This window comes from Pseudomonas sp. YuFO20 (assembly GCF_035064975.1).
Classification (GTDB): domain Bacteria; phylum Pseudomonadota; class Gammaproteobacteria; order Pseudomonadales; family Pseudomonadaceae; genus Aquipseudomonas; species Aquipseudomonas putida_AE.
Genome location: NZ_JAXDEO010000016.1, coordinates 66530 through 87256, shown reverse-complemented (window position 1 = coordinate 87256; position 20727 = coordinate 66530). Strand labels below are relative to the sequence as shown.

General features: G+C 61.2%; 20 protein-coding genes. 11 read left to right on the top strand and 9 right to left on the bottom strand.

What is annotated here, in order from left to right; all coding sequences use genetic code 11:
* The first annotated feature begins 83 nt into the window (after positions 1-83).
* Positions 84-932: a cache domain-containing protein gene (locus tag SOP85_RS11350; RefSeq protein ID WP_274074383.1), complete on the top strand. Its 849-nt coding sequence runs from the start codon at positions 84-86 to the stop codon at positions 930-932.
* Between the two features lie 96 nt (positions 933-1028).
* On the opposite strand, the gene SOP85_RS11345 is transcribed toward SOP85_RS11350, so the two are convergent.
* Together SOP85_RS11345 and pobA are read right to left on the bottom strand one after the other, a co-directional pair.
* Complete coding sequence (locus SOP85_RS11345) at positions 1029-2546, bottom strand: MDR family MFS transporter (RefSeq protein ID WP_323626990.1); 1518 nt, start codon at positions 2544-2546, stop codon at positions 1029-1031.
* Between the two features lie 76 nt (positions 2547-2622).
* Positions 2623-3807, bottom strand: coding sequence for a 4-hydroxybenzoate 3-monooxygenase (gene pobA, locus SOP85_RS11340; protein WP_323626999.1), 1185 nt, complete (start codon positions 3805-3807; stop codon positions 2623-2625).
* A 190-nt stretch (positions 3808-3997) separates the two neighbouring features.
* On the opposite strand from pobA, the gene SOP85_RS11335 reads away from it, so the two are divergent.
* The gene (locus SOP85_RS11335) at positions 3998-4894 is read left to right on the top strand and encodes a helix-turn-helix domain-containing protein (protein WP_274074313.1); all 897 of its coding nucleotides are present in this window, start codon (positions 3998-4000) and stop codon (positions 4892-4894) included.
* 6 nt (positions 4895-4900) lie between these two features.
* On the opposite strand, the gene SOP85_RS11330 is transcribed toward SOP85_RS11335, so the two are convergent.
* Positions 4901-5077, bottom strand: coding sequence for a hypothetical protein (locus SOP85_RS11330; RefSeq protein ID WP_162837843.1), 177 nt, complete (start codon positions 5075-5077; stop codon positions 4901-4903).
* 207 nt (positions 5078-5284) lie between these two features.
* A complete protein-coding gene (locus SOP85_RS11325; RefSeq protein WP_323626989.1) occupies positions 5285-6190 on the bottom strand; it encodes a LysR family transcriptional regulator in 906 nt (301 codons plus the stop codon).
* Positions 6191-6303: 113 nt separating this feature from the next.
* Here SOP85_RS11325 and SOP85_RS11320 point away from each other — a divergent pair, with 113 nt between their 5' ends.
* Entirely contained in the window at positions 6304-7182 is an 879-nt protein-coding gene (locus SOP85_RS11320; protein WP_323626988.1) for an MBL fold metallo-hydrolase, read from the top strand.
* 103 nt (positions 7183-7285) lie between these two features.
* On the opposite strand, the gene SOP85_RS11315 is transcribed toward SOP85_RS11320, so the two are convergent.
* Positions 7286-8167, bottom strand: coding sequence for a LysR substrate-binding domain-containing protein (locus SOP85_RS11315; protein ID WP_323626987.1), 882 nt, complete (start codon positions 8165-8167; stop codon positions 7286-7288).
* A gap of 159 nt (positions 8168-8326) precedes the next feature.
* Here SOP85_RS11315 and SOP85_RS11310 point away from each other — a divergent pair, with 159 nt between their 5' ends.
* The 6 genes from SOP85_RS11310 (at position 8327) to SOP85_RS11285 (ending at position 15750) form a co-directional block, all read left to right on the top strand.
* Complete coding sequence (locus SOP85_RS11310; protein ID WP_323626986.1) at positions 8327-9964, top strand: 5-guanidino-2-oxopentanoate decarboxylase; 1638 nt, start codon at positions 8327-8329, stop codon at positions 9962-9964.
* Complete coding sequence (locus SOP85_RS11305; RefSeq protein ID WP_323626985.1) at positions 9961-11409, top strand: aldehyde dehydrogenase family protein; 1449 nt, start codon at positions 9961-9963, stop codon at positions 11407-11409. The genes SOP85_RS11310 and SOP85_RS11305 overlap by 4 nt, the downstream gene beginning before the upstream one ends.
* A gap of 218 nt (positions 11410-11627) precedes the next feature.
* A complete protein-coding gene (locus SOP85_RS11300; protein ID WP_274074319.1) occupies positions 11628-12731 on the top strand; it encodes an extracellular solute-binding protein in 1104 nt (367 codons plus the stop codon).
* Positions 12732-12924: 193 nt separating this feature from the next.
* Positions 12925-13833, top strand: coding sequence for an ABC transporter permease (locus SOP85_RS11295; RefSeq protein WP_323626984.1), 909 nt, complete (start codon positions 12925-12927; stop codon positions 13831-13833).
* Positions 13830-14678 (top strand): ABC transporter permease, encoded by an 849-nt coding sequence (locus SOP85_RS11290; protein WP_007986104.1) that lies wholly within the window; start codon positions 13830-13832, stop codon positions 14676-14678. Before SOP85_RS11295 ends, SOP85_RS11290 begins: the two co-directional genes overlap by 4 nt.
* A 16-nt stretch (positions 14679-14694) precedes the next feature.
* Positions 14695-15750 carry an ABC transporter ATP-binding protein gene (locus tag SOP85_RS11285; RefSeq protein ID WP_274074321.1) on the top strand — a complete coding sequence of 352 codons (1056 nt, stop codon included), beginning with the start codon at positions 14695-14697 and terminating at the stop codon, positions 15748-15750.
* Between the two features lie 103 nt (positions 15751-15853).
* On the opposite strand, the gene SOP85_RS11280 is transcribed toward SOP85_RS11285, so the two are convergent.
* Positions 15854-16783 (bottom strand): AraC family transcriptional regulator, encoded by a 930-nt coding sequence (locus tag SOP85_RS11280; protein WP_323626983.1) that lies wholly within the window; start codon positions 16781-16783, stop codon positions 15854-15856.
* Between the two features lie 404 nt (positions 16784-17187).
* On the opposite strand from SOP85_RS11280, the gene SOP85_RS11275 reads away from it, so the two are divergent.
* Both SOP85_RS11275 and SOP85_RS11270 read left to right on the top strand, forming a co-directional pair.
* Positions 17188-17541: an antibiotic biosynthesis monooxygenase family protein gene (locus SOP85_RS11275; protein ID WP_274074323.1), complete on the top strand. Its 354-nt coding sequence runs from the start codon at positions 17188-17190 to the stop codon at positions 17539-17541.
* A 41-nt stretch (positions 17542-17582) separates the two neighbouring features.
* Positions 17583-17813, top strand: a complete 231-nt coding sequence (locus SOP85_RS11270) for a hypothetical protein (protein ID WP_323626982.1) — start codon at positions 17583-17585, stop codon at positions 17811-17813.
* Here the strand turns inward: SOP85_RS11270 and SOP85_RS11265 are convergent, their stop codons facing one another.
* The 3 genes from SOP85_RS11265 to SOP85_RS11255 all read right to left on the bottom strand — a co-directional run bounded on the left by SOP85_RS11265 (position 17814) and on the right by SOP85_RS11255 (position 20552).
* Positions 17814-18443 (bottom strand): flavin reductase family protein, encoded by a 630-nt coding sequence (locus SOP85_RS11265; protein WP_323626981.1) that lies wholly within the window; start codon positions 18441-18443, stop codon positions 17814-17816. It abuts the gene before it with no gap.
* Positions 18444-18696: 253 nt separating this feature from the next.
* Positions 18697-18912, bottom strand: a complete 216-nt coding sequence (locus SOP85_RS11260; protein ID WP_323626980.1) for a hypothetical protein — start codon at positions 18910-18912, stop codon at positions 18697-18699.
* 320 nt (positions 18913-19232) lie between these two features.
* A complete protein-coding gene (locus SOP85_RS11255) occupies positions 19233-20552 on the bottom strand; it encodes an MFS transporter (RefSeq protein ID WP_274074327.1) in 1320 nt (439 codons plus the stop codon).
* Positions 20553-20727 lie beyond the last annotated feature (175 nt).

The window sequence follows — 20727 nt, the reverse complement described above, 5'->3', positions numbered from 1 at the left end:
GTTCGCCGGGAATGAATCCCTCCCGCACCCACGCCATTGCCGTCTACGCTCTTGAAACACCAAAAAAGAACGAGGGACGCGCCATGGGAGTTGTGCACAAGTTGGCCTGGTTATGCGGCATGCTGCTGATGTGCCTGGGCCAGGTTCAAGCGGCTGAGACGGAAAAGGCTGACAGCCAGGCCGCCATCGCCTTGCTCGAAAAGGCCCTGGCCTACTACCACGACAATGGCGACAAGGCCTTCGCCGCGTTCAGCCGCCAGGGGGAGTTCGTCGATCAGGACCGCTATGTCTTCGTGGTCGATACCCAGGGTGTGATGCTCGCCAGCGGCGGGCCCTCGGCGGCGCTGATTGGCCGGGATGTGTCGGATGTGCTCGGGCCGGATCTGCAGAAGGCCTTCAAGGAGGCGCTGAAAACGCCCGAGGGCAATGGCATCCAGCAAGCGGAATACCGATGGCAGAACTGGTCCGACGGCAAGGTCGAGCGCAAGCATGTCTACTATCAGCGCGTCGGCCAGCGCATTCTCGCGGTCGGCTACTACCTGCCCCGGGCCTCGGCGGAACAGGCCATGGCCTTGCTGAACAAGGCAGCGACCGACCTGGCCAAGGACGAGAAGGGCACCCTGGCGGCGATCAACTCCCTGAAGGGCGGATATCTGCAGGATGACCTGTATGTCTTTGTCGTCGACATCAATACCGGGCGCTACGTGGCCCATGGCACTAACCTGCGATTGATCAACACTGATTTCAGCATGATCAAGGATCCGGATGGCAAGCCGGTGGGTGAACCGATGCTGGCGTTGATCGCGAAACAGGATTACGGCGAGTATGAGTACCGCTGGAAAAACCCGGTGACCGGGAAGGTCGAGAACAAGCATGCCTACCTGAAAAAGGTCGGGCATTTCCTGGTGGCTGTGGGGTATTACAGCCCTTGAGATCGCAGACCTGTAGGAGCCCGGCTTGCCGGCGAACAACGATAACGCGGTATTAAAGACCCACCGCAGCGTCTGGTTCGCCGGCAAGCCGGGCTCCTACAGGACTTTATCTTCGCGTCCGCGCAACAACATGTTCGGCATGGCGATCGCCGCCGCCAGCCCCAGCAGCGATACCGCCGCGCTGATCATCAGCAAATGCCGGAACGTCAGCAGCAATTCAGCGCGCAAGGCATTTTGTGCCTCCCCCGGCGTGGCGTTCAGGCCGTCCAGTAAAACATTCCCCGAATGACCCTCGGCCAGCAGCGAAGCGCCGGCCAGATGGGCGAAGCTCGAATCCTGCAGCAACGCCAGCAACAGTGCCGACATCAAGGCCACGCCCACCGCACCGCCCAATGAGCGGAACAGGTTGGTGGTGCTGGTGGCGACGCCGATGTCCCGCTGTTGCACCGAGTTCTGCGTGCCGACCAGCGAGGTGGGAAACTGCATACCCGAGGCGATCCCGCAGAGCAGCATGAACAGGCTGCTCAACCAGAAGGCCTGGGGCGGGCTGAACGCCATGCCCAGAATCGACAGCGGCATGAGCAGGGCACCGCCCAGGATCATCGGCTTGTAGCGACCGGTGATGGAGGTACGGCGGCCGGCGAAATACGCGCCGATCGGCAAGCCTATGGCCAGCGGCAGCAGGTGCAGGGCGGCGGCGTCTGCACCGGCACCGGTGACACTCTGGAACCGCAGTGGCATCAGCACGATCATCGAGATGGCCTGGAAGCTGGTGAAGAAAATCGTGCACCAGCACAGGATGGCATTGCGGTTGGCGAAGAGGTGCATGGGCAACAATGGCTCCGCCGCCCGTCGTTCATGCAGCACGAACAAGCCCAGCACGGCCGCCGCGCAAGCCAGCAAACCCAATACTTCGACACTGCGCCAGGAATGGCCCTGGCCGAATTCGGTAATGCCCAGCAACAAGGCTGTCAGCCCGATGATCATCAACAGCGTGCCGAGGTAATCGATCACCGGCTTGCGTTGCGGAATCGGCAAGCCCACCAGCGTGCGATTGGCTACCAGCCACGCGCCCAGGCCCAGCGGCAGATTGATCAGGAATACCCAGCGCCAGGACAGGTATTCGGTCATGTACCCGCCCAGCACCGGGCCGGCGACGCTGGCCACTGCATACATGCTGCTGAAGTAGCCCTGATAGCGGCCACGCTCGCGGGGCGGCACGATGTCACCGATGATCGCCTGGCTGACCGAGATCATGCCACCGGCACCGATACCCTGGAGAATGCGTGCCAGCACCAGCTGCTCCATGCTCTGGGCCATGCCGCAGAACAATGACGCCAGGGTGAACAGACCCATGCCGAACAGCATCAGTTTGCGCCGGCCGTACAGGTCGCCCAGTTTGCCGTAGATCGGCACCGCCACCGTCATCGCCACCATGTAGCCGGAAATCACCCAGGCCAGCAGGCTGACGTCCTTGAACTGCGCGGAAATGGCCGGCATCGACACGGCAACGATGGTCTGGTCAAGCGCACCGAGGAAAATCGCCAGCATCAGCGCGATCAGCACGCTGCGGATGGCCGGTTTGGGCAAGTCAGGCTGGTGGAGAGTGGTCACGGGTAAACCTGCGGCAGTGATTCACCCGCCAGAGGCACGGCGAGCGGGATGCTCGCCAGTTTAAGTCGATAGCAAGCTATTCGATAGCCTCATAGGGAAGACCGACGTAATTTTCCGCAATAGTCTTGCGGCCCGCTTCGGAATCGACGAAATAGTCCAGCTCCGATTCGGCAATGCGCTGGCTGAAGGCGTCGTGATCGTCGAAGCGGTGCAGCATCGAGGTCATCCACCATGAAAACCGCTCGGCTTTCCACACCCGGCGCAGGCAGACCTCGGAGTATTTCTCCAGCAGATCGACACGGCCTTCGCGGTAGACCTTGAGCAGGATATTGAACAGCGTGCTGACATCGCTGGCTGCCAGGTTCAGGCCCTTGGCCCCGGTGGGCGGGACAATGTGCGCTGCGTCGCCGACCAGGAACATGCGCCCGTACTGCATCGGTTCGACCACGAAACTGCGCAACGGCGCGATGCTCTTTTCGATGGACGGACCGGTCACCAGCTTCTCCGCCAACGCTTGCGGCAGGCGGGTCTTGAGTTCATCCCAGAAGCGTTGGTCGGACCAGGCCTCGACCTTTTCGTCCGTCGGTACCTGCAGGTAATAACGGGTGCGGGTTGCCGAACGCATGCTGCACAAGGCAAAACCGCGCTCGTGGCGGGCGTACACCAGCTCTTCATGGACAGGCGGGGTATCGGCCAGGATCCCCAGCCAGCCGAAGGGGTAGACTCGTTCGAAGACCTTCAGGCATTCGGCGGGAATCGATTGGCGCGCCACGCCATGGAAGCCGTCGCAACCGGCAATGTAGTCACAATCGAGGCGCCAGCTTTCGCCGTCCTTGTCGAAGGTCACGAACGCTTCATCGGTTTTCATGCCGTGGGGAACGACATTGGCGGCCTGATAAATGGTTTGCGCTCCGGCGACCTGACGAGCGGCCATCAGGTCGCGGGTGACCTCGGTCTGACCGTAGATCATCACGGTTTTGCCACCGGTCAGGGCCTGCAGATCGATGTGCACCTGACGGCCATCCAGCGCCAGTTCGAAGCCACCGTGGACCAGCCCTTCGGCGTCCATGCGCTGACTCACACCGGCCTGGCGCAACAGCTCTACCATGCCTTGTTCGAGTACCCCGGCACGGATTCGCCCGAGCACGTAGTCCGGAGCCTGACGCTCGACAATGACGGTGTCGATGCCGGCGTTGTGCAACAACTGACCGAGGAGCAAACCGGACGGGCCGGCACCGATAATGGCAACTTGGGTTTTCAGTGTTTTCATTGTTTTTATGACTCGCAAGCTACACGCGACGGGGGTCGGTGAATGATTTTTATGGATCGAGTGCTTGCATTTTTCCCTTGCGGGTCTGTCAATTGAAGGTGAAAACTGAGCGGATAGCTGTACATTCTGCCAATCGGTGCGATTATCGCCCGTCGTCCATTCCGAAACCTGGATTGAAGTGATGAACAAGCCTGACCTGCCTTCGATTCCGGTGTTCAAGCTCTACGGGGAAAGCCTGGATTGGCCGACTCCGGACTTGCTGCACTGTGAAACCATTTCCAAACGCAGTCGCGAACATCAATGGGAAATCAAACCCCACCGTCACGCCGATTTATGTCAGTTGCTCTTCGTATTCAAAGGTCAGGCAGAGCTTGAAATCGAAGGCAAACGTACGCAACTGACTGAAGCGGCGATCCAGATCCTGCCGCCGCTGTCGGTGCATGGCTTCCGCTTCAGTGAAGATGTCGAGGGCTTCGTGGTGACCCTTGCGGCGCCGCTGATCACGCATCTTCAGGGGCAACTGGGGCATTCGGTGAATGCCCTGGCCCAGGCCGAGAGCTACCCGGCGGGACAGGACGCCGAGTACTTGAACAGTCTGTTTTGTGCGTTGCAGAACGAATACACCAGCCATCAACCGGCGCGGGAAATGCTCATGCATTCGCTGGTCAGCGTGATCATGGTGTGGGTCAGCCGCCAGGTGATCCAGCGCCGGTCGGCCAGTCAACGACCGCAGCGGGCGCGGGAATACCTCAATGGCTACATCCAGTTGGTGGAGGAGACCTATCGCCAGCACGTCAAGGTCGAGGACCTGGCTCATCGCCTGGGGATTTCGGTTTCGCACCTCAATGGCACCTGCCGTGAGCTGGCGGGGCAACCGGCGTTGCAGATCATGCACGAACGGCAATTGCTGGAGGCCAAGCGCCTGCTGACCTACACCAGCATGACCATCTATGAAATGTCCGACGTGTTGGGGTTCTCTGATCCGACCAACTTCACGCGCCTGTTCCGACGCCGGGTGGGAATCTCGCCAAAGGCGTTCCGCGACCGCTTGAAGGCCGATCAGGACAACGAGGCCTGACCCTGGTTACCGCAAGGCGTTGAGGGTCGCGTTGTGGGGAATGCAGCGCTCGAAATTGCAGCTGGCGTACTCCCGGGGCAGGTTGCGCAGCTGCTCGACGCGCCAGGCGGCGGCGCCATACAGGCCGAGCGTGACCGCGCAGGTGATGAAGATGGCGAGGTACCTTCTTGTTTTGATGTTCATGGCGTAGACCTCTGAACGAATACCCTTGGGTATTACCATGAGCATAGGTCAGGGGCGGGGAGTTGCCAGCAATAGCGCTGTATTCAGAACACTGATGAACCCCCTGTGGGAGCGGGCTTGCTCGCGAAAACGGTCTTTCATGCGCAAAATTTGCGTCGGATGTACCGACCTCTTCGCGAGCAAGCCCGCTCCCACATTTCGGACCGGTTACAGGCCAACATCCCACTCCGGTTCTTCGGGAAACCTCGCCACCAGAAAATCCAGCAAGCTGCGCAGCGCCGTCGGCATGTGCTTGCGTGAGGCATACACCGCGTACACGTTCATCTGCCTTGGCTCGGCCTGGGGCAGCAGACGGACCAGCTCACCGCTGTGGATGTGCACGCAGGCCTGATAGGTAGGCAACATGGCCACGCCGGCGCCGGCCAGGGTGGCGCGCAGCAGGGTACTGGCTTCGTTGGCGCTGATGTTGCCTTGCACGGGTACCGAAACCTGTTCTCCCCCGAACTCAAAGTGCCACAAGCTTTTGCCGAAGTACGAGTGCGTCAGGCAATTGTGCTGGCTCAGGTCCTCGATCCGCTGGGGTGCCGGGTGTTCGCGCAGGTAGGCAGGGGTGGCGCAGATTACCGAACGACACACCGTCAACCGACGGGCGATCAGGTTCGGGTCCAGGTCATTGCTGGTGCGAATCGCCAGGTCGATGCGCTCATCCACCAGGTTCACCGTGCGATCGAGCATCTGCATGTCGATGCTGACACCCGGGTAGCGCTTGACGTAGGCCGCCATGGCATCGGCCAGTTGCGCCTGGCCGAACGAAGTGCTGACGCTGATGCGCAGCAGGCCACGGGGTGCATCGTCCGATACGCTGACGGCGGCCTGCATGTCCGTGGACAGGTCGAGCATCTGCCGGCAGCGGGGAAGTATTTCGCTGCCGGCGGCGGTCAGGCTCAATTTGCGCGTGGTGCGGTGCATCAGGCGTGCGCCGACCCAGTCTTCCAGTTCCGCCAGATAGCGCGAAACCACCGGCCTTGAAAGCTCCAGATGATCGGCGGCAGCTGACTGGCTGCCGAGATCGACCACTGTGACGAACACCCTCATTGCTTGCAGACGATCCATGATTTGCCCGATTCCAGAAACAAACTATGTTCAAGTATCGCATTTTTTGTACTGAACCAGGCAATTAAGCTCTGTTATCGGCCAACCTTGGCCATCAAACAACGGAGCAACAGATGATCGGTTTCACCACCCTGAAGCGCATTTTGCTGGCGACCACTGCCCTCGGTTTTGCCACACACGCAGCCGCGTCGACACTGACCCTGGATGTGTACAACCCCGGCGAAAAAGCGATTTTCCCGGTGTCTTCGGTGCTGGTCAGCGGCGAGAAGGAGGCGATCCTGGTGGACGCCCAGTTCGGCAAATCCCAGGCCGAACAGGTGGTGGAAAAAATCCGCGCCAGCGGCAAGCAACTGACCACCATCTACATCAGCCACGGCGACCCGGACTACTACTTCGGCCTCGATACCCTGACCGCTGCATTCCCCAAGGCCAAAGTGCTCGCATCGCAGCCGACCGTTGATCACATCAAGCAAACCGTCGACGGCAAATTGGCGTTCTGGGGCCCGAAAATGGGCGCTGATGTGCCGGCCAGAACCGTCGTGCCGGACGTGCTCAAGGGCGACAGCCTGATACTCGAAGGGCAGAAACTGCAGGTGGTCGGCCTTGCGGGCAAGCAACCGGATCGCAGTTTCGTGTGGATTCCATCGATCAAGGCCGTGGTCGGTGGTGTGGTCGTGGCAGAGAACATCCATGTGTGGATGGCCGACACCCAGACCCCGCAGTCCCACGCCGACTGGTTGGCGACGCTGCACTCGATCGAAACCCTGAAGCCGAAAACCATCGTGCCGGGTCACTACCTCGGCGACAGCGCCCGTTCCCTGGCCGGCGTGCAGTTCACCGCTGATTACATCAAGGCCTTCGACGAAGAAACTGCGAAGGCCAAGGATTCGGCGGCCCTGATTGCAGCGATGAAAAAGCGCTATCCGGCACTGGGTGAAGAGAGCTCACTGGAGCTGAGCGCCAAAGTCGCCAAAGGCGAAATGAAGTGGTAACCCGCGGTACCTTGTAGGAGCTGCCGCAGGCTGCGATCTTTTGATCTTGTTTTTTAAAAGCAAAGTCAAAAGATCGCAGCCTGCGGCAGCTCCTACACAGGGCTCAGCGACTTTGGGCCTGCTCCACCAACCACCCCATCAACTCACGCAACTTCGCTGAAGGTCCGGGTTTTTCGGGGAACACCAGGTAATACGCCAACCCGGTTTTCACCTTCAATTCGAAAGGCATGACCAGCCGCCCGGCATTCAGGTCGTCGCCGATCAGCGACCAGTCACCGATCGCCACGCCGGTCCCCTGGGACGCCATCGACATCGCCAGGTCCAGGGTTTCGAAATGCTGGCCCTTGCCGACATTGCTCAACTGTACGTCCGCGGCTTTCAACCAGGCCTTCCAGTCCCGTTCGTCGCGGGTGGGGTGCAGCAGCAGGTGTTGTTGCAGATCGGTCGGTGACTGCAGGGCCAGGGGGCCTTCGAGCATGGGCCGCGAACACACCGGTGTCAGTTGCTCGTCGAAGAGTTTTTGCGCCACCAGCGAGTCGTCCGGCGAGGCACCGTACATCACCGCTGCGTCGAATTGTTCGAGATGAAAATCCACCCCGTGCTTGACCGTGGTGGTCAGCTCGACCGGCACGTCCGGGCGTTCTTTTTGCCACTGCAACAGCCGTGGCAACAGCCAGCGCATGACACAGGTCGGGGCCTTGAGTTGCAGGGTTTCGCGCTTCTCGCCGATCTGCTCAACGGCTTCGTCGATCAGGCCGAAAATCTGCTGGACCCGTGGCAACCACTCGCGTCCCTCGGCGGTCAGGTCCAGGCCTCGGGCCTGGCGAATGAACAGTTCATAACCCAGGTGATCTTCCAGCCCGGCGATCTGCCTGCTCACGGCGCCCTGGGTGATGTGCAGTTGCTCGGCGGCCCGGGTGAAGTTGCAGCACTGCGCGGTAATCAGAAAAGTGTGCAGCGCCGGCAGGGGAGGCAATCGTTTCATTGGGATCCAAGGTATGACGTGAGGACATGGCTAGTATGACTTTTTATCCATTGTTGCGGCTACGTGTCGCCCGTTCCAATGAGGCCATCCCTGGACCTGCCAATCCATCATAAACACTGCGCAGGCCCGGCGTCTCAAACGAACAGGAAGGGCAATCACATGGCGACGTGCGGCGAAGTATTGGTCAAGTTACTCGAAGGTTACGGGGTCGAGCAGGTGTTCGGCATTCCCGGGGTGCATACCGTGGAGCTGTATCGCGGGCTGGCCCGTTCGAGCATCAACCACGTCACCCCGCGTCACGAACAGGGCGCCGGCTTCATGGCCGACGGCTATGCCCGCACCAGCGGCAAGCCGGGTGTGTGCTTCATCATCACCGGCCCTGGCATGACCAACATCACCACGGCGATGGGCCAGGCCTATGCCGACTCGATCCCGATGCTGGTGATCTCCAGCGTACAGACCCGCAACCAGCTGGGCGGCGGTCGCGGCAAGCTCCATGAGCTGCCGAACCAGAGCGCACTGGTCGGTGGCGTGGCGGCGTTCTCCCATACCCTGATGTCGGCGTCGGAATTACCGGGTGTTTTGGCCCGTGCCTTCGCGCTGTTCCAGGCCGGTCGCCCGCGTCCGGTGCACATCGAAATTCCGCTGGACGTGCTGGTTGAAGAAGCCGACGAACTGCTCGCCAGCCTGCCGGTACACATCGACCGCGCCGGCGCTTCGCCGTCCGCCGTTTCGCGCATGACCGACCTGCTGGCGGGCGCCAAGCGGCCGTTGATCCTCGCCGGTGGCGGTGCCATCGATGCCGCCGCCGAGCTGACCGAACTGGCTGAACTGCTGGACGCGCCTGTCGCGCTGACCATCAACGCCAAGGGCATGCTGCACTCCGCTCACCCGTTGCTGATCGGTTCGACCCAGAGCCTGGTCGCCACTCGCGCACTGGTCGCCGAGGCCGATGTGGTCCTGGCCATCGGTACCGAACTGGCCGAGACCGACTACGACGTCACCTTCGCCGGTGGTTTCGAGATCCCCGGCAAGCTGCTGCGCATCGATATCGATCCAGACCAGACCGTACGCAACTACCCGCCACACGTGGCCCTGGTGGCCGACTCGCGCAACGCCGCCCAGGCCTTGCTCAGCGCGCTGTCGCACAAGCCGCTGGCCGAACGTCGCAACGATTGGGGCCAGGTGCGCGCCGCCCGCTTGCGTGAAGAATTGGCCGCCACCTGGGATGCACCGACCCTGGCCCAGACCCGCTTCCTGGAAACCGTCCTGCACGAACTGCCGAACGCGGTATTCGTCGGCGATTCGACCCAACCGGTGTACACCGGCAACCTGACGTTCAACCCCGAGCGCCCGCGTCGCTGGTTCAACTCGTCGACCGGTTACGGCACCCTGGGTTACGCCTTGCCGGCGGCGATTGGCGCCTGGTTGGGCGGCACCGTCGAAGGCGGCGCACGTCCTCCAGTGGTGTGCCTGATCGGCGACGGCGGCCTGCAATTCACCCTGCCGGAACTGGCCAGCGCCGTGGAAGCGCGCACCCCGGTGATCGTGCTGCTGTGGAATAACCAGGGCTACGAAGAGATCAAGAAGTACATGGTCAACCGGGATATCGAACCGGTCGGCGTGGACATCTACACCCCGGACTTCATCGGTGTGGCCAAGGCCCTGGGTTGCGCGGCCGAGGCGGTCAATGGCGTCGAACAACTGCGTACGGCATTGCGTGTCGCCACCGATCGCCAGGGGCCGACGCTGATTGAAATCGATCAGACCGAGTGGACCAAGGCGGTGTCGAAATGAGTTTTCCAACCACCCTGGATGGCCTGTACATCAACGGCCAATGGTCGGCGGGCGACGAACACTTGCGCGTGATCAACCCGGCCACCGAAGCGCTGTTGACCACGGTGAATGGCGGTGACGAACGCGCCGTCGACCTGGCCGTGGGCGCGGCGACTAAGGCTTTCGCCGCCTGGTCGCAAACCAGCGGTGCCGAGCGCGGTGCGATCATGCGAGCGATTGCGGCAGGTGTGCAGGCCGGTCGCGAAAAACTCATGCATTTGCAGTCGAGCAACAACGGCAAGCCTTTGTTCGAGGCGGCCATCGACGTCGATGACGTGATCGCCACGTTCGAGTATTACGCAGGTCTGGCCGAAGGGCTGGACGCGAAACAGGACAGCCCGGTCGAACTGCCGACTGACGACTTCAGTGCGCGCCTGCGCCGCGAGCCGTGCGGTGTGGTCGGCCTGATCGTGCCGTGGAACTTCCCGATGGTCACCACCGCGTGGAAGCTCGCTCCGGCCCTGGCCGCCGGTTGCTGTGTAGTGCTCAAGCCATCTGAAGTGACGCCGCTGCCGGAGCTGGAACTGGCGACCATCATTGCCCAGGCCGGCTTGCCTGCCGGTGTGTTCAACCTGGTGTGCGGCACCGGCCTGGCCGTTGGCGCACCGCTGTCGGCGGACCCGCGTATCGCCAAGGTATCGTTCACCGGCAGCAACGCGGTCGGCGTGCAGGTCATGCAGCGTGCCGCGGAAACCGTCAAAGGCGTGAGCCTGGAACTGGGCGGTAAATCCTCCTTGCTGGTGCTGGCCGATGCCGACCTCGACCTGGCGGTGGACGTGGCCTGCGGTGGCGGTTTCTTCAACGCCGGGCAGATGTGCTCCGCCACCAGCCGCGTGTTGGTTGCCGATGAACTGGCCGATGAATTCCTCACCCGGGTGAAGGCCCGCGCCGAAGCCATTCGCGTGGCCGACCCGTTCGACCCGAACGTGGAAATGGGCGCGCTGGTCAATCAGGCGCAATACCAGCGCGTGCTCGGCCACATCGATCGTGGTTTGAGTGCGGGCGCCAAGCTGGTTTGCGGCGGTAATCGTCCGGCGGATCTGCCGCGCGGGTATTTTTTGCAGCCGACGGTTTTCACCGACGTGCCCCTCGACAGTGCGCTGTGGTGTGAAGAGATTTTCGGCCCGGTGATCTGCGTGCGCCGTTTCGCCTCGGAGGCCGAAGCGATTGCTCTGGCCAACGACAGCCAGTTCGGCCTGGTCGCCAGCGTGGTCACGCGCAATGCCGAGGCGGCGGACCGCGTCGCCAACGCTTTGCAGGCGGGCCTTGTGTGGATCAACGCGCCGCAAGTGATCTTCCCGCAGACCGCCTGGGGTGGCTACAAGCAGAGCAGCATCGGTCGCGAATTGGGGCCGTGGGGCTTGCAGGCTTTCCAGGAAATCAAACACGTGATTCGCGCCGTCTGACGGCACGAAAACGGTGAACGCATGCCTCATGGCGAGGCATGCGTTGGCGTCATGGCTTCGATGATTTTTTATCGATAGTCAGGTGTTTTGCACCACCTCAGGATGAACTCACTGGTTCAGCCAAGCCCCGCAAATACGAGGGGTAACCCGCTGCTCCAGCCGCGCGGATGCAACAGTTTCGACCTGCCTTATACCTACAAAAACAAAGGGAGTCCGTAATGGGCGAGCATGATCTGAACAGACGTCAATTCATCAAGACCGTGGGCGTAGCCTCGGTTGCCGCGGCGGCCATGAGCCTGCCATTCGTCAAGGCCAATGCCAGCGACACCCGCTTTCAAGGCAAGACCCTGCGCCTGTTGACCTGGTCCGACGACACCGGCCTGGCTGCCCTGCGCAACATCGCCGCGACCTTCGAAGACAAGTACGGCTGCAAGGTCATCGCCGACCGCACCGGCAGTACTTCGGAAATGGTCGCCAAACTCAAGGCCGGCGGTGATCGTCCGCAGTACGACATCATCACCCTGGCCGGCGTCGGCGCCGAAGGCCTGGCCGCCGCCAACCTGCTGGAAAAACCCGACCTCAACCGCATTCCCAACCTGGTCGACGTACCGGAAAAATACCGTACCGGCGCCAATGGCCACGGTATCGGTTACCTGCTCTGGTGCAACAGCCTGGTCTACAGCACCCGCACCATCCAGCAAGCGCCGGACAGCTACGCCGCCCTGTGGGACGCCGACCTGTCGCCGAACATCTTCCTGCCGCCGCCGAACTGGACCGAGGCCATGGACCTGATCATCATCGCCGCCAAACTGGCCGGTGGTGACGAGCACAACATCGAGCCGGGCTTCAAGAAACTCGCCGAGCTCAAGGATCGCGTGGTGACCCTGGGCGAAAACCCGAACCAGATCGCCGAGCTGTTCCGCACCGGTTCCCTGGACATGGGCGGCCTGTACGCCCCGGCGTTTTTCCCGAAACAGATCCGCGATCCGGCCTACGGCCTGGGCGCCACCTTCGGCATGAAGGAAGGTTTCTACACCGACCTGATGCTCTCGGTGATGCCGAAGAATCGTCCGGGCGATACCGACCTGACCTACGCCTTCATCAACCACTCCCTGGACCCGCTGGTGCAGGGCAAGATGGCTGAAGACATCTACAACGGCCCGGTCAACGCCAAGGCGATCATCTCCGCCGAAGCGCGCAAGAGCCCGTTCATTCTCACGCCGGAGCAGATTGCCGAGAAGGCGATCATGCACGACAACGCCTTCCTGGCCACCGTGCATGACCAATGGATTCGTCGTTACACGGAAATCTTTTCTTCCTGATCGTTTGACGAACACCGGCTCTTTGGAACACCACAAATCCAATGTGGGAGCGGGCTTGCTCGCGAATGCGTCAGCACTTTCAACATACATGTGACTGACAGGCCGCTTTCGCGAGCAAGCCCGCTCCCACAGGGTTCACGGTGGTTTTGAAGGACGTGTTCTTCAGCTGCTTTCCATTGACGAGACCTTTGCTATGGAACACCAACCTTTGACCCATTCGGTCAGCGCCGCTGAGTCGCGCCCGAGTCGGGGCGTTTCGCCGACGGCCCGCGCCTGGTTTTTCCTCACGCCGTCGATGCTGTTCCTGGGCGTGCTGATTGCCGCCAGCCTGCTGGTGCTGCGCATGAGCGTGGGCACCAAGGGCGCGGAATGGTCCGGGTTCAGCCTGGCCAGCTACGCCCAATTGCTCGAACCCTACTACCTCAAATCCCTCATGCTGACCCTGCGCCTGGCGCTGATCAGCGCGGTGATCGCGGTGGTGCTGGCGATCCCGGTGGCCTACACCATGTCGCGGCTGACCTCTCCGTTTGTGCGCCGGATCTTCCTCGCCGCGGTGCTGTTGCCCTTGCTGGTCAACCTGCTGCTGCAAAGCTACGGCTGGCTGGTCATCCTCGGCCCCGGCGGCATGCTCAACCAGGCACTGATGGGCCTGGGCCTGATCAAGCGTCCGATCATGCTGTTGTACAACCAGAACGGCGTGCTGATGGGCCTGGTACAAACCGCCTTCCCGCTGGCCGTGCTGCCGATCGCCAGTGCCATGCGCGGCGTCGCCCGTACATACGAAGAGGCCGCCGCGACCCTGGGCGCCAGTCGCTTCCAGGTGTTCCGCCAGGTGGTGTTGCCGATGAGTCTGCCGGGGATCATCACCGGCGCGACGCTGGTGTTTGCCTACAACGCCAGCAGCTTCGTGGTGCCGTTGCTGCTCGGTGGCCGCCGCGTGCCGATGCTGGCGGTGATGGTGCATGACCAGATCGCCCCACTGATGAACTGGCCCGCCGCCTCCGCCGCCGGCGTGGTGCTGATCGTCACCACCCTCGCGATCATGACCCTGTCCGAATACATCACTGGCCGCCGTCGGCGCATGCTGGAGGCTTCGCAATGAGCACCCTGACCAAGAAACGCTATGGGCTACTGCCGGGCGAAACCGGCAAGTTCGCCGGCATCCTCTCGGGCTTCATCCTGCTGCTGGCGGTGTTGCCGATCCTGACCATGATCGTGATGTCGTTCAGCGGCGCGTCGAACCTCGACTTCCCGCCGAGCAGCTACAGCCTGCAATGGTACAAGGCCGCCTGGCACACCTTCGTCTCGCCCGATGCCAGCGATGTGCTGAGCCTGGGCAAGGCCATGACCACCAGCCTGATGGTGTCCTGCCTGACCATGGTTTTTGCGACCATCATCGCCGTGCCGGCAGCCTATGCGCTGACCCGTTGTGAGTTCCGTGGCAAGGCCGTGGCCCTGCAACTGATGTCGCTGCCCCTGGTGTTCCCGATGGTGGTGTTGGGGCTGGCGTTGCTGCTGGTGTTCGACAGCCTGCCGTTCCAGATGACCACCTCGCGCCTGGTGATTGCCCATGTGATCCTGGCCTTGCCGTTCGTGGTGAAGAACTGCACGGCGGCCATGCTCTCGATCGGCAGCGAAGTCGAGGAGGCCGCGCAAATGCTTGGCGCTTCACCGCTGCGAGCGATTGTCGACGTGGTGGTGCCGTTGATGAAGTCGGGGATCCTGGCGGGCATGCTGCTGGCGTTCATCGTCTCGTTCAACGAGTTCACCGTGACCTATTTTCTCTACACCATCGACGTCATGACCGTGCCGATCTGGATGTACAGCCGCACCGTGTCCTCGCTCGACCCCACCGTATTTTCGTTTGCCGTGCTGATCGTGCTGATCGACTTCGTCCTGATCTGGGCGCTGGAGAAGCTGGTCGGTGAAGGTGGCGTTTCGTTCTGATTTCTTGAGGTGATTTATGTCTGGTCTGATTCTGGAAAACGTCGAGAAACATTACGGCTCGGCCTGCGCGGTAAAGGATGTAAACCTGCATTTGCCCGAAGGCAAACTGGTGTGTTTCCTTGGGCCCTCGGGTTGCGGCAAAACCACTTTGCTGCGGATGATCGCCGGGCTGGAAACCCTGAGCGGTGGCGAGATTCGCCTGGACGGCGAGGACATCGGCCACACCCCGGCGCACCTGCGTAATTTCGGCATGGTGTTCCAGTCCCTGGCGCTGTTCCCGCACATGACCGTGGGCGAAAATATTGCCTATCCACTGAAACTGCGCGGGGTCAGCAAGGCTGACCAGCAGGCGCGGGTGGTGGAGTTGCTGGAACTGATCCAGCTGCAACCGATGATCGACCGGCCGGTGGCGAAACTGTCCGGCGGCCAGCGTCAGCGCGTGGCGATTGCCCGGGCGATTGCCAATCACCCGAAAATCCTCTTGCTCGACGAACCGCTGTCGGCGCTGGACGCCAAGCTGCGCGAGTCGATGCAGGTGGAGATCCGTCAGCTGCAACAGCGCCTGAACATCACCACCATCATGGTCACCCACGACCAGCGCGAAGCCATGACCATGGCCGATATTGTCGTGGTGTTGGGCGAGCACAAGGTGCAGCAGGTGGGTACGCCGATCGAGATCTACCGGCACCCGGCCAACGAATTCGTCGCGGACTTCATCGGTTCGGGCAACATCTTCCCGGCCACGGCGCTGGGCAACGGCAAGGTCAGCCTGCCAGGCGGTGATGCACTGCAAGTGCCGATCTGCAGCAGCATTGTGGTGGGGGAAAAAGTGAAGATGCTGATTCGTCCGGAAGACCTGCAACTGTCGGCGCCGCAGGCCACGGCGGGCAACCGCTTGCTGGGCAAGGTGACGTTCGTGCGGGATATTGGCGCGACCATCGAGACTACGGTGGAGTGTTCCGGGGTGTCGTTTACGGCGTTGAGTACGCCGTGCCAGGGCTTTGGTTTGAGCGTTGGGCATCCGGTGTCGGTGACATTGCCGGTCGAGGCTTGCCGGGTACTCGGCGCCTGACAGGCCCCCTTCGCTGGCAAGCCAGCTCCTACAGGTTACAGCGATCCCTTGTAGGCGCTGGCTTGCCAGCGAAGGCGCCGGTCACGGCACCGCGAATGCCGGATCAAACCGACAACCGCAACCGCGCCAAATCCCGCAACGGCGGTGCCCCGAACAACCGGCTGTACTCCCGGCTGAACTGAGAAGGGCTTTCATACCCCACTCGATATCCCGCCGCCGAAGCCTCCAATCCTTCGGCCAGCATCAGCCGCCTGGCTTCCTGCAAGCGCAACTGCTTCTGATACTGCAACGGACTCATCGCCGTCATCGCCTTGAAGCGGTGATGCAAGGTCGACACGCTCAGGTTCACTTCCTTGGCCAGATCATCGATGCGCAACGGCTGCTCATAGTTGCCGTTGAGCCACTTGATCGCCTGGCTGATGCGATGGCTCTGGCTGTTGGCAATGGCGATTTCATACAGCCGGTGTCCCTGCTTGCTGCGCAACAACCGATAGAGAATCTCCCGGCGAATCAGCGGCGCGAGCATGGCGATGTCTTTGGGTGTGTCGAGCAACCGCGCCAGGCGCAGCACGGCGTCGAGCATGGCGCTGTCGAGCTGTTCGACATACAACCCGCGCCCGGTCGGCCGGGTGGGTACGCCAAGGGGGCCGGCGTCGGCGATCAGCGCGGTGATTTCCGTCGGGTCGATGTCCAGGCGCAAGGCCAGGATCGGTTCCTCGGCCGAAACATCGATCACCCGCCCGCTCAGCGGCATCGAGACCGAGACCACCAGGTAGTTCAGCGGGTCGTAATTGAAGTACTCGTTGGCCAACTGAACTTCCTTGCGCCCCTGGGCCATGATGCACAGCGCCGGTTGCGCGAGCACCGGGGCGAACTCGTGGGATTGGCTGTGGCGCGACATGAACAGCGAGCCGATGGCAGTGGCATAACTGCCATCTTCGGCGGTGTTGTGACGGATGATCGCCGCCAGTTCCGCGCGCTGCTTTTCCATGTCGGTGTCAAGCGGGGCTTGAAATTGATCGAACGACGACATGCAAGGCATCCTCGGCAAGGCTTGGGTGATGGCTAGAGCATAAGTTTGTGCAAGCCATAGCGGTAGACACATCCTGCCTGATGCTTGCCTGATTCTGCACGGAGTGTCTTCATCCCTTCGCCTACCCAGCGTCCCGACGCACAGCCAAACCCCTGTAGGAGCTGCCGCAGGCTGCGATCTTTTGATTTTGTTTTTAAGATCAAAAGATCGCAGCCTGCGGCAGCTCCTACAGGGTACAACCCCGACAATGTTTTACGCATTGTTACAGGTGACTGATGCACCTTCGCAGGATTGTGCAACGCGCCAGCAGGAATCGACTAACGACGCAGGCGCAGAGGCCTTTAACCTTTGATCCTGTCGCAGCCCGCCCCTGGCTGCCACGCGACTCCCCGGGAGGGTTGAACATGTCCAAGCAGATCCCCGTCAGTCATATGGCCTTTGTCCGAGCGCGCGCCGGGCGTTCCCAAGAGCTGGGTGTGCGCCTGAGCGCGCTGATCGAGCCGTCCCGCGCTGCACCCGGTTGCCTGAACTTTGCCTTGCAGCATTCGTTATGCGACCCCGAGTTGTGGCTGGTGTCCGGTTTCTGGGTCAACCAGCAGGCCATGACCGCGTATTTCAGCACCCCGGCGATGGAGGTTTTTGCCGAGCTGGTGCAGGAACTGGTGGTCAATAGCCTGGATTTTCACACCTTCAAGGATGTGTCGGCGGCGCAGGCCTTGCGACAGTCCGGGGCAGATATACACAAACTGGCCGGTTGAGGGTTTAATGGCGGCATTCTCAACCAGCCAGGATTCGCGACATGGCACGTAAAGCCTTTGAACACTTCGAAGCTGTTTCCGCCGTAGTACCGGGTGAGGGTGGTTACCACGCCGCTATCGCCGTCAAAGCGCTGGGTGGTTCCGGCGCCCCGCGTTTTCACAAAGTGCTGGAAGGCCAGACTTTCAAGACGGCCAATGAGGCTGACCTGGCGGCGGCCAAGGAGCTGACCCGCCTCAAGGATGTGAAGGAAGACACCGACCTGCTCTGGTAATTACTTCACCGCCCCCGGGCGATACATCTTGAACAACGCCTCAGGCCCCAGCTGGAAATAGTCCGCCGGCCCGCCGCCGCGCAGAATCGGTTCTGCCGCGGCGGTGTCGTACACGCCATCCTTCAACAGCCACTTGGCGATATGCACGGCGACCACTTCGCCGAGAATCAGCCAGCTCGGCACCACATTGCCATCGGCCCGCTGCAACTGAATGATCTGCGTGACCTTGCACTCGAAGGACACCGGGCTTTCGGCGACCCGTGGCACCTGAATGACTTTCGAGGCGACGGTGCTCAGGCCCGCCAGCTCGAACTCGTTGACCTGGGGCTCGACCATGGCACTGCTCTGGTTCATCCGCTCGGCCAATGGCCGGGTGGCCAGGTTCCAGGCGAATTCGCCGGTCTGTTCGATGTTGTTCAGGCTGTCTTTGCGCCCGACGCTGGAAAAACCAATGATCGGCGGAATGTAGTTGAAGGCGTTGAAAAAGCTGTAGGGCGCCAGGTTCAAGTGGCCTTCGGCATCCTGTGAGGAAATCCAGCCGATGGGACGCGGGCCGACGATCGCATTGAAGGGATCGTGGGGCAGGCCGTGGCCGTTGGCGGGTTCGTAATAGTGGATGTCGTCGGGCATGGCGGGAATTCCTGGCACTTGCGGGAGGCGGACATGGTGCAAGGACCGCCGACATTTTTCCAGTACGGACTCAGTCAATGTGTGAGCGGGCTTGCTCGCGAAAGCGGTGTGTCATGCAACAGAAATGTTGAATGTAAAACCGCATTCGCGAGCAAGCCCGCTCCCACAGGTTCTATGGTTTGCCCGCAGATTTTCGGTGCCACAGAAATGACTAAGCCCGGCCGAAGCCGGGCTGTGGTGCCGCTTGAGTGAATCAGCTGACGGTAGCGCCGCCAGTACGGTCGTAGCCATCTTCAGCGACGGTAGCGCCGCCAGTGCGGTCGTAGCCGTCTGCGGCGACGGTAGCGGAGCCAGTGCGGTCATAACCATCGGCGGCAACGGCGGAGCCTGTGCGGTCGTAACCGTCGGCGGCGAAGGTGTTGGCGGCCAGTACGGACAGGGCGATGGCGAGGAACAGTTTGGTTTTCATCTTCATTTCTCCAGGTTCTTTGGCGTTTTGTGTCTTGGGCATGGGTTTTATGCTACGCCAATTAAACTGATTAAAAAGCGCAAAATAATGCTAAAAACAATCGATTTAATTGATGTTAAGGCCAGCAGGCGTTTTCGCTTTCAAGGTCTGAATGAGCGCATCACAGGTAATCGATCAGGCAGGTTCAGGATGAGGGGAGCGCATTAACTCGTGATTAATCTGCCTCCCACGGCAGTGAAGGATTTTTCATGTAGCGCACGAGCAACAAAAAAGGGGGCAGACCCCGACGGTCTGCCCCCTTTTGTCAAACGCGCCTGGACTTAGTCCGTGAGGATCCGCGAATGCTTGCGGGTGTCTTTCATGGTGATGTACACCAGCAACGACACGGCGATACACGCGGTGACATACCAGTAGTACCCGGTTTCCATGCCGATGCTCTTGAACCACAGCGCGATGTATTCAGCGGTGCCGCCGAAGATCGACACGGTCAGGGCATACGGCAGGCCGACGCCCAGGGCGCGGATTTCGGTCGGGAACAGTTCGGCCTTCACCACTGCGTTGATCGAGGTGTAGCCGCTGACGATGATCAGCGCCGCCATGATCAGGAAGAACGCGCCCCACCAGGTCTGGATGGTGTGCAGGGTGGTGAGGATCGGCACGGTGAACAGCGTGCCGAGAATGCCGAAGGCGATCAGGATCGGCCGGCGACCGATTTTATCCGAGAGCCCGCCGATGATTGGTTGCAGGCACATGAACAGGAACAGCGTGGCGGCGGAAATGGTGGTGGAGTCGGAGATGCTCATGCCGACGGTGTTCACCAGGTATTTCTGCATGTAGGTGGTGTAGGTGTAGAACGCCAGCGTACCGCCCATGGTCAGGCCGACCACGGTCATCAGTTCCTTCGGATGGCGCATCAGGGTGCGCATCGCGCTTTCCTTGGCCTTTTCCTTCTTGGTGAACGACTCGGTTTCTTCCATGCCGCGACGCAGGTACAGTGCGACCACGGCACACAGCGCGCCGATGGCGAACGGGATACGCCAGCCCCAGGCATACAGCTCTTCGGTGGTCAGTACGTTTTGCAGGATGATCAGCACGGCCAAGGCGATGAGCTGGCCGGAGATCAGGGTCACGTACTGGAAGCTGGAGTAGAAACCGCGACGTTCCTTGGTCGCCATCTCGCTGAGGTAGGTGGCGGAGGTGCCGTATTCGCCACCGACCGACAGGCCCTGCAGCAGACGGGCGAACACCAGCAGGATCGGCGCGCCGATGCCGATGATTTCATAACCCGGGCTCAGGGCGATCAACAGCGAGCCGAAGCACATCAGGTACACCGAGGCCATCAGCGCCTTTTTGCGCCCGACTTTGTCGGCGTACAGGCCCATCAGCCAACCCCCGATCGGACGCATCAGGAAGCCCACGGCGAAAATCGCAGCGGTGTTCAGCAGTTGTGCGGTGGTGTCGCCTTTGGGGAAAAAGGTCTTGGCGAAGTACAGGGAGAAGGCGGCATAGACGTACCAGTCATACCACTCGACCATGTTACCAACGGAACCGCTGAAGATCGATTTGATGCGACTGGCGGTGGTTCTTGCTTTGGCCGGCGCGGCAGCCGACCCAAGTGGCAGGGCGTTGGAGTTATCCATTGAAGGATCCTTCGTTTAATTGTTTTTGTGGAGCGCGATTAAACGCAGCCTGCGGGGGCTATAGCAGGAGCTGTGCCAACGGGGAGAGGGGCGGTTTAGAGGGGTTTAGGGGAGTTGATGAGCGGAAATCCGCTCATGAAAGGCTGGGCTTGAGCGGAAAACTGCTTAGGTCCTG